14 protein-coding genes are annotated in these 16,490 nt (G+C 72.6%); 7 read left to right on the forward strand and 7 right to left on the reverse strand.

Features of this window, described 5'->3' with window-relative positions; all coding sequences use genetic code 11:
• Positions 1-14: 14 nt before the first annotated feature.
• The gene (locus A6A08_RS25100) at positions 15-806 is read left to right on the forward strand and encodes a hypothetical protein (protein ID WP_073705122.1); all 792 of its coding nucleotides are present in this window, start codon (positions 15-17) and stop codon (positions 804-806) included.
• Positions 807-918: 112 nt separating this feature from the next.
• On the opposite strand, the gene A6A08_RS25105 is transcribed toward A6A08_RS25100, so the two are convergent.
• Positions 919-1,128 carry a dodecin gene (locus tag A6A08_RS25105; RefSeq protein WP_073705123.1) on the reverse strand — a complete coding sequence of 70 codons (210 nt, stop codon included), beginning with the start codon at positions 1,126-1,128 and terminating at the stop codon, positions 919-921.
• A 526-nt stretch (positions 1,129-1,654) separates the two neighbouring features.
• Between A6A08_RS25105 and A6A08_RS25110 the strand changes: the two genes are divergently transcribed.
• Entirely contained in the window at positions 1,655-1,900 is a 246-nt protein-coding gene (locus tag A6A08_RS25110; RefSeq protein ID WP_073705124.1) for a hypothetical protein, read from the forward strand.
• Between the two features lie 168 nt (positions 1,901-2,068).
• Here A6A08_RS25110 and A6A08_RS25115 read toward each other — a convergent pair whose 3' ends face one another.
• From A6A08_RS25115 to moaA, 4 genes are all read right to left on the reverse strand, one after another.
• Positions 2,069-2,692 carry a molybdenum cofactor guanylyltransferase gene (locus tag A6A08_RS25115; protein ID WP_083609287.1) on the reverse strand — a complete coding sequence of 208 codons (624 nt, stop codon included), beginning with the start codon at positions 2,690-2,692 and terminating at the stop codon, positions 2,069-2,071.
• Positions 2,693-2,760: 68 nt separating this feature from the next.
• Entirely contained in the window at positions 2,761-3,198 is a 438-nt protein-coding gene (locus tag A6A08_RS25120) for a hypothetical protein (RefSeq protein ID WP_073705126.1), read from the reverse strand.
• A 48-nt stretch (positions 3,199-3,246) separates the two neighbouring features.
• Entirely contained in the window at positions 3,247-4,434 is a 1,188-nt protein-coding gene (locus A6A08_RS25125; RefSeq protein WP_073705127.1) for an RtcB family protein, read from the reverse strand.
• A gap of 211 nt (positions 4,435-4,645) precedes the next feature.
• The gene (gene moaA / locus A6A08_RS25130) at positions 4,646-5,653 is read right to left on the reverse strand and encodes a GTP 3',8-cyclase MoaA (RefSeq protein WP_073705128.1); all 1,008 of its coding nucleotides are present in this window, start codon (positions 5,651-5,653) and stop codon (positions 4,646-4,648) included.
• 372 nt (positions 5,654-6,025) lie between these two features.
• Here moaA and A6A08_RS25135 point away from each other — a divergent pair, with 372 nt between their 5' ends.
• Positions 6,026-6,862 carry an alpha/beta hydrolase gene (locus A6A08_RS25135; RefSeq protein ID WP_073705129.1) on the forward strand — a complete coding sequence of 279 codons (837 nt, stop codon included), beginning with the start codon at positions 6,026-6,028 and terminating at the stop codon, positions 6,860-6,862.
• Positions 6,863-6,979: 117 nt separating this feature from the next.
• Here A6A08_RS25135 and A6A08_RS25140 read toward each other — a convergent pair whose 3' ends face one another.
• Positions 6,980-8,446 (reverse strand): PLP-dependent aminotransferase family protein, encoded by a 1,467-nt coding sequence (locus A6A08_RS25140; RefSeq protein ID WP_073705130.1) that lies wholly within the window; start codon positions 8,444-8,446, stop codon positions 6,980-6,982.
• A 184-nt stretch (positions 8,447-8,630) separates the two neighbouring features.
• On the opposite strand from A6A08_RS25140, the gene A6A08_RS25145 reads away from it, so the two are divergent.
• Positions 8,631-9,323, forward strand: a complete 693-nt coding sequence (locus tag A6A08_RS25145) for a YitT family protein (RefSeq protein WP_073705131.1) — start codon at positions 8,631-8,633, stop codon at positions 9,321-9,323.
• 550 nt (positions 9,324-9,873) lie between these two features.
• On the forward strand, positions 9,874-11,679 hold the full coding sequence (locus tag A6A08_RS25150; RefSeq protein WP_242422910.1) for a glycoside hydrolase family 15 protein: 1,806 nt from the start codon (positions 9,874-9,876) through the stop codon (positions 11,677-11,679).
• A gap of 134 nt (positions 11,680-11,813) precedes the next feature.
• On the opposite strand, the gene A6A08_RS25155 is transcribed toward A6A08_RS25150, so the two are convergent.
• Entirely contained in the window at positions 11,814-13,937 is a 2,124-nt protein-coding gene (locus A6A08_RS25155) for a protein kinase (protein ID WP_073705133.1), read from the reverse strand.
• A gap of 197 nt (positions 13,938-14,134) precedes the next feature.
• On the opposite strand from A6A08_RS25155, the gene A6A08_RS25160 reads away from it, so the two are divergent.
• Complete coding sequence (locus A6A08_RS25160; RefSeq protein WP_242422890.1) at positions 14,135-15,790, forward strand: serine/threonine-protein kinase; 1,656 nt, start codon at positions 14,135-14,137, stop codon at positions 15,788-15,790.
• Between the two features lie 303 nt (positions 15,791-16,093).
• Positions 16,094-16,477, forward strand: coding sequence for a hypothetical protein (locus A6A08_RS27795; protein WP_143181837.1), 384 nt, complete (start codon positions 16,094-16,096; stop codon positions 16,475-16,477).
• Positions 16,478-16,490: the final 13 nt, after the last annotated feature.

Genomic DNA, 16,490 nt, shown 5'->3' on the forward strand with positions numbered 1-16,490 from the left:
GAGGAGCAAGGGGCATGACACACAGAGCCGTGCGGCCCAAGCGCCGGTGGTCCGGTCCGGTCATCGCCGTGGCCGTCCTGGCCGTGCTGGGGATCGTCACCGTCGTGGGCGTCCGCTGGCTGGCCCGCACCGACGTCTTCCCCATGTCGGCTCCCTGGGGCCCCGACTGCGCGGTGTGGACGGGCGAGGAGCAGGTCCGGCTGGACCGCGACCAGGCCCGGCGGGCCACCACCGCGGCCGCCGTCGCCATGCAGGGCGACAGCGCCCCGATCGGGGCGCCCGACACCAGCGACATCCCCGACGCCGTGACGGCCCTCCTGGAGGAGGGGCCCGTGGAGGACGCCGGACCCTCGCTGACCTGCAGGTCCACCAAGAACCCCGAGCTGGCGGTCCAGGAGGAGCTGGAGCCCTCTGGCCTGACCGCGCGCGCCCAGCGCCTCAAGGACGGCCTGGACGAGCACTTCTCCGACCTGAGCCTGGGCGGCTACCACCCGGGCGGCTACGACAGCGGACACGGTGAGGACTCCGCCCACTACGACGGCCGGGCGATCGACATCTTCTACCGGCCGGTCAACGAGGAGAACCGGCGTGAGGGCTGGGTGATGGCGCACTGGCTGATCGCGCACGCCCCGGACTACGAGATCGACGTGATCATCTTCGACGACAGGATCTGGAGCACGACCTACCCGTCACTGGGGTGGCGCCACTACGAGGCCGCCGATCCGGACAACGAGATCCTGAGGCATCTGGACCACGTACACGTGGACGTGCAGCGCGGCCTGGAGACCTCCGACAAGGAGGGCTAGGCCTGTGACGAGGGGCGGGCGCGGCGGAGGCCGGGACGCGTCCGACGGACACGTTCCGGCGGGGCCGGATGCCGCCGGCCGGTATGGCGGCGGTCTCCGGCCCGCGGCCCCCTCAGTCCTCCAGGCGGAACCCCACCTTGAGGCCCACCTGGAAGTGCGCGACGTTGCCCTCCTCGATGTGCCCCCGGATCTCGGTGACCTCGAACCAGTCGAGGTCGCGCAGCGTGGCCGAGGCGCGGTCGATGCCGTTACGGATGGCCTGGTCGATCCCCTGCGGCGAGGTGCCGACGATCTCCGTGACGCGGTAGGTGTGGTGGGACATGTGGGACCCCCTGCGTAGTCGTGTACACGGTCGCGCGCGGCGCGACCCCCGCCTCCTGCTCTCCCCGCAATCCCACACGGCCACACGGAGCGCCCCCCGTGCGCCCGGCCGGTGCCGGGCGCACGGGGCCGAACCCTTTACCGTGCGTCGGCAGAGACCGAGGAGACGCATGGGACTCCTTTGACCCAGGAAATGTGTGTTGTTCGCTGGAGTAGAGGGACATATGTTGTGGGCAAAATGCCGGATGAGTCCCGAACTGGGACCTAAGGCCCTGCATTGGCGGGACTCTCCCGAGACAACGTTGTAACTGACTCTTGACGTACACCGGGGGGCATCGGTGTACATTGGGTTCTAGCGCTTCGGTCCCCCGTCGAAGCGCGGGCGCGATGTTTTGAGCCCCCGTCGGAACATCGCCTGCGACGCCGGGTGGTTTGCCCCCGTAGCCACCCGGCGTCGCCTTGTGTCCGGCCCCGGTCGCCTTCTGGCCGACCAGCGGAGAAGACCGGATCATGCCCGTGGCTTTACCATGGGGACCATTTCCTGGACCGGGGGGTCAGCATTGGATAAACCGGACGTTCGACCGCGCTGCTCGCGGCGCGGATGCCGTGCCGAGGCGACGTGGGCACTGGTGTGGAACAACCCCAAGCTGCACACCCCCGACCGGCGCAAGGTGTGGGTGGCCTGCGACGAGCACCGGGAGTACCTGTCCAACTTCCTGGGCATGCGCGGGTTCCTGCGTGAGACCACGCCCATGGACGAGTTCGGGGGCTGAGGGACCGCCGCCCGGGGCGGGGCGGCGAGGGGTCGGTTCCTCGCCGTCCCCGCCCCTTCCGGAAGGCGCCCTACTCCGCGGCCGTCCGCCAGGCCCGCACACGCACCGCCTCGTGGCCGAGGCCGCGGGGAGCCCGCCGTGCCGGTGTCCGGCAGGCGGCGGCCCGGGTCAGACGGCCGGGGGATCCAGCAGGCGGCGGGCGCGGGCGAGGTCGTCGGGGGTGTCGCAGTCGGACACGGCCAGGTCGTCGGCGGGCCGTACCGCACGGGGCCGGAGGGGGCCGAGCAGGCGGTACAGGGACCGGCCCCGGTAGCCGGTGAGCGCGGAGCGGACGGCGTCGGTGCGCCACACCCCGGTGAGCCACTGCTCGTGCCCGGTGGAGTCCACGAACACCGCGCCCGTGTCACCCTCCTCCGGCGCCTCGGTGAGGGCCGCCAGGTGACCGGTGTCCAGGTGGGGCAGGTCGGCGGCGAGCAGCGCGAACCAGGGGGCCCGCACGTGCGCCAGTCCGGCGCGCAGGGCGGGCACCGGTCCCGAGCCGGGCGGGTCCTCGCGGACGTAGAGCGCGCGGGGGCTCTCCCGGCGCGGGCCGACCACGATGATCCGGCCCCCGCCGGCGCCCTCACCGGCCTCCCCACGGCCGCCCCCGGTGCCCTCCGGGCCGGCGGCCGCAGCGCTCCCGGCGCCGCGGGGAGGGTCCGCGCCGGCGTTGTGGGCGCGGACCGCGTCGGTGACCCGTTCCAGCAGGGTCCGTCCGGCCACGGCCAGCCCCGGTTTGTCGGCGCCGCCCATGCGGCGTCCCTCTCCCCCGGCCAGCACGACCGCGTCCAGGGGCCTGCCCACTCTGCGGACCACGTCGCTCACCCCTCCGTCTCGGCCAGTCCGTCGACCACGTCGTCCAGGACGAACCCGCGGTCCTCCATCGACATCAGCCGCAGTTCCTTGAGCGCGGGCGCGGTGTCCACGCTGGCGCCTCGGGGCCCCTGGACCGTGCACACCCGCATGCAGTGCTGGGTGGGCTCCCGCCAGAAGTCGCGTTCGTCGATGGGCGCGATGCGGTACACCGTGGCCGGGTACTGGACCGGCCGGCTCGGCGAGTACCACTGCTGGGTGCGCGCCAGGACGAACCCGGTCAGGAGCGAGTCGAACACCCCGCCGGAGGCGAGGTCGGTCAGAGCGTCGCGGTCGCCCTCCCGCTGGCACGCCTCGCAGCCGTCCAGTTCGGCCCTCAGCAGCCATCGGGCCCGTGCGTGGCTCACCTCGGGGTTCTTGAGCTTGCTCGGGTGTCGGTGTCCCATGGGAAGAAGGTTACGCAGGCCGGCGGAGGCCGCCGCCGGCCCGCCGCGTCAGCCCTTGACGCACACCACCTGGCGCAGGTGGGCGACCACCTCGACCAGGTCGGTCTGGGCCTCGATCACCGACTCCAGGTCCTTGTAGGCGGCCGGGATCTCGTCCACGACACCCGGGTCCTTGCGGCACTCCACGCCCCTGGTCTGTTCGGCCAGGTCGGCCGCGGTGAAGGTCTTGCGGGCCTTGTTCCGGCTCATCCGGCGTCCCGCCCCGTGCGAGGCGGAGTTGAACGAGGCGGGGTTGCCCAGGCCGCGCACGATGTAGGTCCCCGTGGCCATGCTCCCGGGGATGATCCCCAGGTCGCCCCTCCCCGCGCGGATGGCGCCCTTGCGGGTCACGAGCACGTCCACGCCGTCGTAGGACTCCTCGGCCACGTAGTTGTGGTGGCAGGAGATCCACTGCACGAAGCGGGTGCCCGGGACCTGCTCGGCCACGGCGCGGCAGGCCAGGCCCATCATCACGTCGCGGTTGCGCCGCGCGTACTCCTGGGCCCAGAACAGGTCGCGGCGGTAGGCCTCCATCTCCGGGGTGCCGCTGACGAACACCGCCAGATCCCGGTCGGGCAGGTCCTGGTTGTGCGGCAGCTTCCGGGCCTGCCCGATGTGGTGCTCGGCCAGTTCCTTGCCGATGTTGCGCGACCCGGAGTGCAGCACCAGCCACACGGCGCCGTCGTCGTCCAGGCACACCTCCAGGAAGTGGTTGCCGCCCCCGAGGGTGCCCATCTGGCGCAGGGCCCTGGTGCGGCGGAAGTGGACGGCGTCGGCGAGGCGGTCGAACCCGGCCCAGAACGCGTCCCAGTCCGTGCTGCGCAGGGCGGGGACGGTGGCGGGGTCGACCGGTTCGTCGTGGGCGTGGAAGCCGACCGGAACGACGGCCTCCAGGGCGGAGCGCAGCCGCCCCAGGTCGTCGGGCAGGCGCTCGGCGGCCAGGTCGGTGCGCACGGCGGTCATCCCGCAGCCGATGTCGACCCCGACGGCGGCGGGGCTGACGGCGTCGCGCATGGCGATGACCGAGCCGACCGTCGCGCCCTTGCCGTAGTGCACGTCCGGCATGACGGCCAGGCCGTGCACCCACGGCACGCGGGTGACGTTGCGCAGCTGTTCCATCGCCGCGGTCTCGACCTCGTCGGGCGCGGCCCACATGCGGATGGGAACGCGTTCCCCGGGAACCTCGGTGTAGGGCATGACAGGCCACCTCCCTTTCCGGACCAGGCCTGTGCGTCGTTCTCGGAAGGCACGTCAGCGGACGTGCCCGCCGGAACATCAAGCCAGAGTGGAGCGGGGTGTGCAACGTGTTTTGTGCGTACCCGGGATCGCGTGGAACGTACCCGTGGCGTGGAACGCGCCGCGGTGCGGCCCGGCGACGCGCCGGGCCGCACCGGCGGACGGTACGGGGTCAGCCTCCGATCGCGGACATGGGCCTGGACGGCTGCAGGAAGCTGGGGTCGTTGATGCCGTGCCCGGGCAGCTTGGTGGCCACGGCGGCGGTCCAGCTCCGGGCGATCTCCTCGTCGGTGGCGCCGCCCCGCAGCAGGGCGCGCAGGTCGGACTCCTCCCGGGCGAACAGGCAGTTGCGCACCTGTCCGTCAGCGGTGAGGCGGACCCGGTCGCAGGCCCCGCAGAAGGGACGGGTGACCGAGCCGATGACGCCGACGGTGGCCTGCTCCCCGTCGGGGAAGCGGGCGCCGCGCACGTGGAAGAGCTCGGCGGGCGCGCTGCCGCGCGTCTCGCCGTCGGCCGCGTCCAGGGTGAACTCGGCTTCGAGGCCGGCGAGGATCTCCTCGGCGGTGATCATGGTGTCGCGCCGCCAGCCGTGCTGGGCATCCAGTGGCATCTGCTCGATGAAGCGCAGCTCGTAGCCCCGCTCGATGCAAAAGCGCAGGAGGTCGGCGGCCTCGTCGTCGTTGACGCCGCGCATCAGGACGGCGTTGACCTTGACCGGGGTGAGTCCGGCCTCGGCGGCGCCCGCCAGGCCGTCGAGGACGTCGTTGAGCCGGCGGCGGCGCGCCAGGGTCTCGAACACGTCCGGCCGGAGGGTGTCGAGGGAGACGTTGACGCGGTCGAGGCCGGCCTCGGCCAGGGCGGGGGCCATCCGGGCCAGCCCGATGCCGTTGGTGGTCAGGGCGGTGTGGGGCCGGGGCCGCAGCTCGGTCGTCCCGGCGATGAGGCCGGGCAGGCCGCGGCGGAGCAGGGGTTCGCCTCCGGTGAAGCGCACCTCGGTGATGCCGAGGCGGGTCACGCCGATGCGGACCAGGCGGAGGAGTTCGTCGTCGGTGAGCAGTTCCGGCTTGGGCAGCCACTCCAGCCCCTCCGGCGGCATGCAGTAGGTGCACCTGAGGTTGCAGCGGTCGGTGAGTGAGACCCGCAGATCGGTCGCCACTCGCCCATAGGAGTCGGCCAGCACGGGCGTCACCCTCTCCAGTCCGAGTTACCGGGCGGTCGTGCACAGAGGCATCTGCCCGGAAGATACCCACGAATAAGCGTAGAAGATCCCCCTTTGACAATGTGTATTTGCGTACACACCATATGGCGTCATTCGTTGCTCAACACGAGACGTCGTCGGCACCCGCGGCGTTCACGCACGCATACGGGCACGATCGTTACTCCCCCGATGCACGGAGACCCCGCCGACCCGCCTCCGACCGCTCCGGGCTTGTAGGAAAACCCAACAACGCCCCCATGCGTACCCGCCCCGCCGCACCGTAGGGTTCCGGGGACGGTCGCGGACGGTCCCGGCCGTCGCAGAGGAAGCCGCGGGCAAGAGAGGCGGGACACGGTGATCACCACACGCGAGTGGGCCCTGGCGGGCGGACCCGACGGTTCGGGGAGGCTGGCGGCGCGGGCGTGGGCCCCGGCCGGGGACGAGCCGACCTGGCTGGCGGTGCTGGTCCACGGCTACGGCGAGCACCTGGGACGGTACCAGCAGGTGGCCGAGGACCTGGTCGCGGCGGGCGCGGTGGTCTACGGCGCCGACCACCGGGGGCACGGGCGCTCCTCCGGCGAGCGGGTGCTGATCGAGGACTACGCGGACGTGGTCGAGGACGTGCACCGGGTCATCACCCAGGCGCGCACGGCCTACCGGTCGCTGCCGCTGGTGCTCATCGGCCACTCCATGGGCGGACTGATCGCCTCCCGCTACGCCCAGACCCACCCCGAGGAGCTCCGGGCCCTGGTGCTCTCCGGTCCCGTGCTGGGACGGTGGGCCGCCCTGGAGCAGCTCGCCGCCGCCGAGGAGATCCCCGACGTCCCCATCGACCCGTCCACGCTCTCGCGCGACCCCGCCGTGGGCGAGGCGTACGTGGACGACGAGCTGGTCTGGCACGGTCCCTTCAAGCGCACCACGGTGAACGCCATGCTCACCGAGATGGAGCGGGGCCTCGCCTCCGGCAGCGTGGGCCCGCTGCCGCTGCTGTGGGTGCACGGGGCCGACGACCGGCTGGTGCCCCTGGAGGGCACGAAGGCGGGCATCACCTCGATCATGGGCGAGGACTTCACCGCGCGGGTCTTCCCCGGCGCCCGGCACGAGGTGTTCAACGAGACCAACCGGGATGAGGTGCTCGGCGAGGTGGTCCGCTTCGCACGGCGGTTCGCCGCGCCCGCGAAGGAGGCCTGAGGGCGCCGTCGGCTTCCGCGCGGCGCGGCGGGCGCGTCGGAGCGCTCCGTGTCCGCCCTTCCGCCTCCCTCGCGTCCGGCGCGGCCCGGGGCGAAGCGGTGCGGCACCGGCCGGGGGTCACACGTACAGCTGCCCCCGGGGTTGCACCGGGTGGGCCAGGGTTTCGGCGTAGGCGGCGGCCAGGCGGTCCACGGCGTCGGCGAGCACGTCCGGCGGCTGGGTGTAGGACAGGCGCAGGTAGCGCTCCAGGGTTCCGTCGGCCCCGAACACCGGCCCGGCCGCCGGGTGCACCCCGTGCCGGACGGCGGCCGTGGACAGCGCACCGGCCACGGGCTGGGGCAGCGTCGTCCACAGCACCAGCCCGCCTCCGGGCACGCTGGGCCTCCAGTCGGGCAACCGCTCCCGCAGCGCGTACAGCAGCGCGTCGCGGTTGCGACGCAACTGGCGGCTGCGCTCGGCGCGGATGCGCATCACGTCGGCGAGCAGGTGGGTGGCGGTGAGCTGGTCCAGTACCGCCCCCGCCAGGTCGAAGCGCTGCCTGGCGGCCATCAGGCGGGACACCATCGGCGGTGTGGTGCGCACCCACCCCACCCGCAGGCCGCCCCACAGCAGCTTGGCCACCGAGCCCACCGTCAGCACCCGGCCGTCGGTGTCGTAGGCGGCCACCGGCGTGGGAAGGTCACCGGAGTCGATGGCCAGTTCCGTGACCGACTCGTCGACGATCAGGTGGCTCTCCGCCCGGCGCGCCTCGCGCACCAGGACTCGGCGCTCCTCGTCGTTCATCAGGGCGCCGGTGGGGTTCTGGAAGTCGGGGATGAGGTAGGCCAGGCCGGGCTTCCACTGGCGGAACGCGTCGACGAGGTACTCCATGTCCCAGCCCTGCGGCGTCACCCCGACGGTGCGGATCCGGGCCCCGCCGCGGCGGACGGCGTCCAGCGCGTGCGGGTAGGTGGGCGACTCCATCAGCACCTCGTCGCCGGGCTGCACGAGCAGGTCCAGGGCCAGTGCGATGCCCTGCTGCGCGCCGTTGGTGACGAAGATCTGCTCGGGGGTGGTGGGCAGCCCGCGCTCCACGTAGCGGCGGGCGATGGCGTGCCGCAGCTCGGGCAGGCCGTAGGGGTGGTAGCCCAGTCCGCCCACGTGCGCGGAGAGCTGCTCGGCGGCCCGCATCGCGGCGGCGCGCAGCCCCTCCACGGCCGGGGGTGCGGCCACGCCCAGGTCGATGTGCTCGGCGGCGGGGGCGAACGGCGAGGGCTCGCCGGTGGCGGAGCCCGGCAGGACGGTCCAGCTGCCCGCGCCCTGCCTGCTCTCCAGGAACCGGTTGTCGCGCAGCCAGGCGTAGGCGGCGGTCACGGTGTTGCGGCTGACCCCGAGGGCGGTGGCCAGGTCGCGTTCGGCGGGCAGCCGGGTGTTGCTGGGGACCCGCCCGTCCAGGACCAGGCCGCTGACGGAGTGGGCGATGGCCAGGTAGTAGGGACGCTCCACGGGCGCCTCTCCGATGAGGCGGGCCAGGAGGCGGCCGTTGATCCTCCGGGTGCCGCTCCCGGAGCGCTCCGACGCGCGGTGACCGCTCTGTCTCGCCATGCCGTCTCCCACCGCCGCGTCGCGAACCAGGCCACTTGCCCTCGATTGGCACTTCATTCCCAGCGCCACATCCGCCACGATACCCAGGTGGCTCCCCCCGCCGGATCCCGGTGGCCCCGTGCTCCGGCCCCGTGCCCTTCGCGCGGGGCCTCATCCGATGATCCCAGGTATGAAGGGAACCCCCGTGGACGCACAGCCCCGCCCCCTCCGCGACGCGGCCGCCGGCCTCCTGGGGCGGGTGCTGCTCACCCCGGCCCTCCCCCGGCCCCGGCTGCGCCGCCTGGTCCGGCTGTACACGGGCCTGACCCTCTACGGCCTGAGCGGCGCCCTGCTCGTCCACGCCGGACTGGGCGCGATGCCCTGGGACGTGCTGCACCAGGGCCTGTCCCGCCAGACCGGGCTGTCCATCGGCACGTGGAGCGTGCTGGTCGGCGCGATGCTGATGCTGCTGTGGATCCCCCTGCGGCAGAAGCCGGGCCTGGGCACGCTGAGCAACGTGGTCGTGGTGGGCATGACGGTGGACCTGTTCCTGTGGCTGCTGCCCGAGACCGACTCGTTGCCGGTGCGGGTGGCTCTGCTGGGACTCGGGGTCGTGGTGTGCGCGATCGCGACCGGGTGCTACATCGGTGCCCAGTTGGGCCCGGGCCCCCGGGACGGGCTGATGACCGGCCTGGCCGCGCGAGGGTGGTCGGTGCGCCTGGCGCGGACCGCGGTCGAGGCGGGCGTCGTGGCCACCGGCTTCCTCCTGGGTGGGACGGTGGGCGTGGGGACCCTGGTGTTCGCGGTGGCGATCGGCCCGCTGGCCCAGGTGTTCCTGCCCCTGATGCGCATGCCCGACCGGGCTCCCGAGACCACCGGGCTCGCGGACGCCCGGTAGCCCCCGGCGGACCGCCCCCTCGACGTCCTCCCCTCCGTCCGCCGCCTCCCCGGCACGTGCCCGGTTCTGCGGGATCGCCTACGCCGTCGGGGTTCCGGTCGTCTGGTCACCGTGCTCTCGCTGGCCGGAAGCAGCCGTGTGACCGAATATTGATCACCGCGTCGTAACTTCTGATCTGACAATTTCCCCCATTTCCCCACATATCTCCCTGCACATTCCAATGCACGTGCAAGTGCGGGTGGCGCCCGCCCCTTCGGAGAGGGGAGGATGGGGGCGCGGTGCACGGAAAGGACCGTGTTCGGGACGGTTCCTGGGTACCGGCCTTTTCGCCTGCCCTCACCTGGGCACATAACCGGGTGGAAGGCAGCGGCGGCTGGTGCGGAGGCAGAACGTGGCCCGAACGGCGCCCCTTCCCGACCACGGGTCCGCTCCCGGTGGCGGGCTGGGTGGGAGGACCCCGGTGGAGCGTGCGCACGGGCGTGCGCGCGCCGGATCGCGAGGACGCGGTGCCGTCCCGCGAGGCGCCGACCGCAGGAACCATGACGACGTGATGGGGGTGAGCCGCGTGCCCGGCTGGATTGAGGACTACGCAATGATCGGCGACATGCAGACCGCCGCGCTGGTCGGGCGTGACGGTTCCATCGACTGGGCGTGCCTTCCCGACTTCGACTCCTCCGCGTGCTTCGCCGCGATGCTGGGCGACGACCAGAACGGCAGCTGGACCCTGCGGCCCGCCGAGGGCGACCCCCGCGCCACCCGCCGCCGCTACCGGGGCGACACGCTCATCCTGGAGTCGGAGTGGGACACCGGCGACGGTTCCGTCCGGGTCATCGACTTCATGCCGCCGCGCGGCGGCGCCCCGCACATCGTGCGCATCGTCGAGGGGCTGACGGGCTCGGTGTGCATGGAGACCACCATGCGCATCCGCTTCGACTACGGCCACGTCGTTCCGTGGGTGCACCGCGCCGGCACCGAGCTGGTGGCCATCGCGGGCCCCGACTCCGTCTGGCTGAGCAGCCCCGTCCCCCTCCAGGGCCACAACTTCACCCACGACGCCACCTTCACCGTCACCGCCGGCCAGCGTGTTCCGTTCGTGATGACCTGGCACCCCTCCCAGGTGGAGGAGTCCGACCACCTCGACGCCGAGAAAGCGCTCTCCCGCACCGAGCGGTTCTGGGAGAAGTGGGTGAACCAGTGCACCTACGAGGGCCCCTACCGCGAGGCGGTCATCCGCTCCCTCATCGTGCTCAAGGCCCTCACCTACCGCCCCACCGGCGGCATCGTCGCCGCGCCCACCACCTCCCTGCCCGAGGAGCTCGGCGGGGTGCGCAACTGGGACTACCGCTACTGCTGGCTGCGCGACGCCACCATCACCCTGGAGGCGCTGATCCGCTCCGGGTACAAGGACGAGGCGCTGGCCTGGCGCGAGTGGCTGGTACGCGCGGTCGCGGGTGAACCCCAGCTCATGCAGATCATGTACGGCATCCGCGGTGAACGCAGGCTCACCGAGTGGGAGGCCGATTGGCTGCCGGGCTACGAGGCCTCCCGCCCGGTCCGGATCGGCAACGCCGCCGTGGGCCAGTACCAGCTGGACGTCTACGGCGAGGTCATGGACGTGCTGCACCTGGCCCGCCGCCACAACATCCGCGGCGGCGACTACCTGTGGGGGCTGCAGCGCTCCCTGGTCAACTATCTGGAGTGGTGCTGGGACGAGCCGGACGAGGGCCTGTGGGAGGTGCGCGGTCCGCGCCAGCACTTCGTGCACTCCAAGGTGATGGCCTGGGTGGCCGCCGACCGGGCGGTGCGCAGTATCGAGGAGTTCGGCAAGGAGGGCCCCATCGAACGCTGGAAGGCCCTGCGCGACACCATCCACGCCGAGGTGTGCGAGTACGGCTACGACCCCCAGCGCAACTCCTTCACGCAGTACTACGGCAGCAAGGAGCTGGACGCCGCCCTGCTGCTCATCCCCGAGGTGGGCTTCCTGCCCTACGACGACCCGCGCGTGGTCGGCACCATCGAGGCGATCCGCAAGGACCTCATGGTGGACGGGTTCGTGCTGCGCTACCGCACCGACCTGGACAGCTCCGCGGACAAGCTGCCCGGCGACGAGGGCGCCTTCCTCGCGTGCAGCTTCTGGATGGCCAACGCGCTGCTGTCCATCGGCCGCCAGGACGAGGCCCGCGAGCTGTTCGAACGGCTGCTGTCGCTGCGCAACGACGTGGGCCTGCTGGCCGAGGAGTGGGACCCTCGCGAGAACCGGCAGGTCGGCAACTTCCCCCAGGCCTTCAGCCACGTGCCGCTGGTGACCACCGCGCTGAACCTGAGCACCCGTCAGGGAGGCTGGCGCGCCGAGTAGCGCGGAGCGGCCCGCCCGTCCAGCGAACGCCCCCCCACGGCCCCTCCCCCGCACCGTCCCCCCACCAGAGCAGCAGCGGCGCCCCGAGGCCTGCCCGGCCGCGGGGCGCCGCCCCGTCCGGCAGCCCCGGGACCTCAGCCCTTGCTGAGCATGGGATCGGCCCAGACCGGATAGATGCCCTGGTCGTCGCTCTCCACTTCCAGGCGCAGGCGCAGGGCGTGGGAGACGTCGACCTCGACATCCATCATCTCGCCCAGGCGCAGGGTCTCGGTGACCTTGGCCTCGCCGTCCACATGCACGGTGAAGGTGGTGGTGGCGCCGGCGTTGGAGGTGTCGTCGACGCCGAGGGTGGAGGTGAACGTCGTCCAGTCGCGGCCGAGGTTGTAGTCGATCCAGCCCGTGCACTCGGAGCTGTGATCGGCGCAGAAACCGGAGACGATGGCGCGGCTGTAGGACTCCCCGTCGAGTTCCGCGCGGCCGGTCTCGGGACGCCAGTAGTTCATGGACTCCTCGTCGACGACCTCCATCTGGGTCAGCAGGGTGGACTCCGACCCGGCGCCCTCGGGCGAGGCCGGCGCGTCGGACTCCCCCGCCGGGGGTTCCTCCTCCTCGGGGACCGAGTCCCGGACGGGGTCCTCGGCGGCCTCCGGGGCGGCGCCGGCGGTGTCCCCGCCCGTGTCCCCGGCGGCGGCGGTGGTGGTCGGCGCGAAGCGGTCCATGACCACGTAGGTGCCCGTCGCCCCCGCGATGACGCACAGCACTCCGAAGATCGCCAGCCCGATGAGCACGGGCTTGCGCGACCTGCGCCTTCCGGGCTTCCCGGCCTCCGCTGACGCCGTGCCCCGCGCGGCGGCGTGCGGGAGGGCCCCGCCGGCGCCGGGCTGGGAGGAGCCGTTCCATCCGGGCTGCGGCCCGGCGTGCGCGAACCGCCCCGGACCGGCCGGGCCGGAGTACACGGCGGCGGGCGCCGGAGCGCCGGGTGCCGGCGGCTGCTGGGGCGCCGGGCCCCGCGGGGGCGCTCCCCGGAACGGGGGCCGGGCCTGCGGCCCCGGGCGCGGCCCGCCCGGAGCCCGCCCATCCGTCTGGGGCCCGGCCTTCCCCGGAGGCGGACCGGCGGGACCCGCGTCCTGGGGACCGCTGGTGGGCGGCACCACCTGGCTGGGCCGGCCGCGCATCCCGCCGACCGGGCGCGGGGGCATGCTCTCTGCGCCGGGCACCGGGGCGCTCTCCGGCGGCGGGCCGGACACCCGGTCGCCCAGCGGAGGGGAAGGGGCTCCCGCGGCGGCCTCCTCCGACGGCGGCGCGGTGGGCCCGGGCCCCTCGGCCGCGGCGAGGGCGCCGCCGCCAGGTTCGGACACCGGTCCCGTCCACGGCACCGAGGTGGCCAGGGAGCGCAGTGCCCGGATCCAGTCGGAGGTCTCGGGCCGCTCCCCCGGCTCGGCGGAGAACATGGACATGACCAGCCCGCGCTGGCGCTCGCCGGCACCCGCCACCAGCGGCAGCGCGCCGAAGCGCTCGCGCAGCTGCTCGGGCGCGGGCGGCGGGTCCTCGCCGGTCAGGGCGAAGAAGGCGATGGCGCCGAAGGCGTAGCGGTCGGTCGCCGCCGAGTACTCGCCGTTGAAGATCTCCGGGGCCGCGTAGCCGGGGGTGAACCAGGGCCGGGCGGTCATGTGGCGGGCCGCGATCCGGCTCAGCCCGAAGTCGACCAGGGTGGCCTGGCCCTCGTCGCTGATCATGATGTTGCCGGGCGACAGGTCGCCGTGGACCACCACACGCCTGGAGGGGGTGGCGCGGCCCGAGTGCAGCATGTCCAGCACCAGGGCGATCTGCTCCAGGTAGCGCAGCACCTCGCGCTGGCCGCGCGGCCCCTCCACCGCGTGTTCGGCCCGCCAGTCGCGCAGGTCCACACCCTGTACGTAGTTCATGACCAGGTACAGGGCGCGGTCGGTGTACTCCCCCGCGCCGTCGGCCGGGTGCTCGGGCACCCCCTCGAAGTGCTCGCGGACGCCGACCACCCCGAGCCTGTTGATGAAGCGCAGCAGCTCGGCCTGCTCTCCCCACTTCGCGCTCAGCTCGGCGAACTGCTCCTCGTTCGCGGTCACGTCGGAGTTGAGGACCTTCACCACGACCGGCTCGGTCTGTCCTGCCAGGCTCACCTCGGCCAGGTAGAGCGTGGCCTCTCCACCACGCCCCACCGACCGGACGAGACGGTACTTGTCCGGCTGGGAGTCCGGACCTACGTAGAGATTCAGGCTCACGGCTCTGACGCTCGTTTCCACACGGGAGCAGGGGTTCGAGGGCCCAGAACTCGGGGGTTTCGGTCCTCGGGCGGAAGACCACACTAACGCGGACGGCTGTACCCTTACGCCCGGTACGACCGTGACGGCCGACAGCGGCCACGGGTCGGCCGCGAACACGGACGTGACGGTGAGGGGCTTCGGTGGCCGAGGAAAGGGTGCTTGGCGGCCGATACCGTCTGCTCTCCCAGCTGGGCAGGGGCGGCATGGGTGAGGTCTGGCGTGCGGTGGACGAGCTCCTGGACCGGTCCGTGGCGGTCAAGCTGATCAGGGCGGGCCGTGCCGGCTCGGAGGAGGTGGCCGCCCGTTTCCGCCGCGAGGCGCGGCTCACCGCCCGTCTGGCGGGCCACCCCAACGTGGTGATCCTGCACGACTTCGGGTACGACGGGGCCCACGCCGGTCCCGGTCCGGTGTACGCGGTGATGGAACTGGTGGCGGGGCGGCCGCTGACGGCCGTGCTGCGCGAGAGCGGGCCGATGCCGGTTGCGCGTGCCGCCGACCTGGTCTCCCAGGCCGCGTCCGGGCTGGGCGCCGCGCACGCGGCGGGGATCGTGCACCGCGACGTCAAGCCGGGCAATCTGATGGTGGTCGAGGAGGGGCCCGGGGGCGGCACGGTGAAGGTGCTCGACTTCGGGATCGCGGCGCTCACGGCGGCCACGCGGAGCCACCGCATCACCCAGACCGGCCAGGTGATCGGCACCCCCCTGTACATGTCGCCCGAGCAGGTGCGCGGCGAGCAGGTCGGGCGTGCGGGCGACCTGTACTCACTGGGCGCGATCCTGTACCAACTGCTGACCGGGCAGCCGCCGTTCGCCTCCGAGGATCCCCCGGCGGTACTGCACCGGCACCTGGTGGAGGCTCCGCGCCCGGCCGCGCGGCTGCGCCCGGAGGTGCCCGGGCCGCTGTCCGAGCTGGTGGGGTCGATGCTGGCCAAGCGCCCGGAGGAGCGGCCCGCGACCGCCGAGGAGGTGCGGGAGCGGCTGGCCCCCTTCCTGTCCCCCGCTCCCGTCCGGCCCTCGCGTCCCCGGTCCGAACCGCACGCCGGCGTTGCCTCCCCCGTCCCCGCGACGAGGCCCTACACCCGGGTGGCCACGACCCGGCCGGAGACGGTCGGCCCGGAGGACCCCGGGCGGCTGCTGGCCCTGGTGGACGGGGCCCGGGCCACGGCCGACGCCGGGCAGTTCGCCGCGGCGGCCAGGAAGCTGCGCGTGCTGCTGCCCCGGCTGCGGGCCACGTTCGGCCCCGAGCACCCGGACACGCTGCGGGCCCGGCGCCGGGAGGCCTACCTGACCGGGAAGAGCGGGGAGCACCGGCGGGCCGTGGAGCGGCTGGACGCGCTGCTGGCCGACCTGGTGCGCCTCCACGGGACCCGGCACCCCGAGGCACTGGCCGTGCGCCACTACCTGGCGGCGAACGCGGGCCGGGCGGGCGACCACGCGCTGGCCGCGCGGGTGCACGGGGACCTGGTCCCCGACCTGGTGGCCCTGCACGGGCCGGACGCCGAGCGGGTGCTGACCACGCGGCTGTACCTGGCCTTCGAGGTCGGCGAGGCCGGTGAGCCGGAGCGGTCGGTGGAGCTGTTGGAGGAACTGGTCCCGGACCTGGCCCGGGTGCTGGGCGAGGACGACCCGTCCACGCTGCGGGCCCGCCACTACCTGGCCGCCTATCTGGGCCACTCGGGTCGGCCCGCCGAGGCGGCGCGCCGCTACCACGCCCTGCTCGTCCACCACACGCGTGTGCACGGCGCGCAGAGCGCCTCGGCGGAGCGCATCCGTGCCCACCTGCGCCAGTGGCAGGACCGCGCCCGGAGATAGACCCGCCTCCGGTGCGCGGACGGGCTGAACGCTCGACTCGGTGGTGTGACCTCACCGTTCTTCTGCGCCGGCCCCGCGCCACGGCCTGTTCTCAGGCGCTATGGGACAGACCGATATCCCGCCTGACCATGTCTTCCTTCTCGAGCGGGAGATCGGCGTGGCCGGAGAACACGGTGCCCGGATCTAGCTGTACTGACCATGGAGGTTGGTAACACCAACCCCGTAGGATGGTTCGCCGACTGAGCAAGGAATATCCCTCGGCACCGTCAACGGAATAGTTTTTCTCTCCCCTCCAGGGACAGCATGCCTGAAAAGATAGGACAGAACATGAGCATGGCATCCCACCTCATCGCACTGACCGTGGTCTCCATTCTCCTTTGGGCCATGCATCTATGGCAGAACCGTCAACGACGAAGGATCGACATAGGAGACCCACAGGTAGGTGACCTGGAGTCCATGAGGAGAAGGATGGACGATTACCATGAGAGCCACCTTGAGAACGCGAGACTGGAAGAATTTGTCACGGGACGTATTGGAATCCTCAGGGATGCGGTGGAACGCGCCCAGAGTTCCAACGGGCGGAACCGAGGCCTCCACGACGTGGACTACATCTCGGCAGTAATCAATAAATCAGAGGAGCTCGCGAGGAGACACAAACTCCAGCCACCTTCGGCCCCAGAGAAGTAAGATCTCCGAAGGG

The sequence above is a fragment of the Nocardiopsis sp. TSRI0078 genome, from assembly GCF_001905145.1.
Classification (GTDB): domain Bacteria; phylum Actinomycetota; class Actinomycetes; order Streptosporangiales; family Streptosporangiaceae; genus Nocardiopsis.

Excerpts from the sequence above, each read along its gene's own strand:
- A6A08_RS25115 (WP_083609287.1), bottom strand. The coding sequence starts at position 2,692 with ATGGGCGGCGCCGACAAACCGGGGCTGGCCGTGGCCGGACGGACCCTG.
- A6A08_RS25110 (WP_073705124.1), top strand. The coding sequence starts at position 1,655 with ATGGGGACCATTTCCTGGACCGGGGGGTCAGCATTGGATAAACCGGAC.
- A6A08_RS25150 (WP_242422910.1), top strand. The coding sequence starts at position 9,874 with ATGGGGGTGAGCCGCGTGCCCGGCTGGATTGAGGACTACGCAATGATC.
- A6A08_RS25125 (WP_073705127.1), bottom strand. The coding sequence starts at position 4,434 with ATGCCCTACACCGAGGTTCCCGGGGAACGCGTTCCCATCCGCATGTGG.
- A6A08_RS25100 (WP_073705122.1), top strand. The coding sequence starts at position 15 with ATGACACACAGAGCCGTGCGGCCCAAGCGCCGGTGGTCCGGTCCGGTC.
- A6A08_RS27795 (WP_143181837.1), top strand. The coding sequence starts at position 16,094 with ATGCCTGAAAAGATAGGACAGAACATGAGCATGGCATCCCACCTCATC.
- A6A08_RS25120 (WP_073705126.1), bottom strand. The coding sequence starts at position 3,198 with ATGGGACACCGACACCCGAGCAAGCTCAAGAACCCCGAGGTGAGCCAC.
- A6A08_RS25140 (WP_073705130.1), bottom strand. The coding sequence starts at position 8,446 with ATGGCGAGACAGAGCGGTCACCGCGCGTCGGAGCGCTCCGGGAGCGGC.
- A6A08_RS25105 (WP_073705123.1), bottom strand. The coding sequence starts at position 1,128 with ATGTCCCACCACACCTACCGCGTCACGGAGATCGTCGGCACCTCGCCG.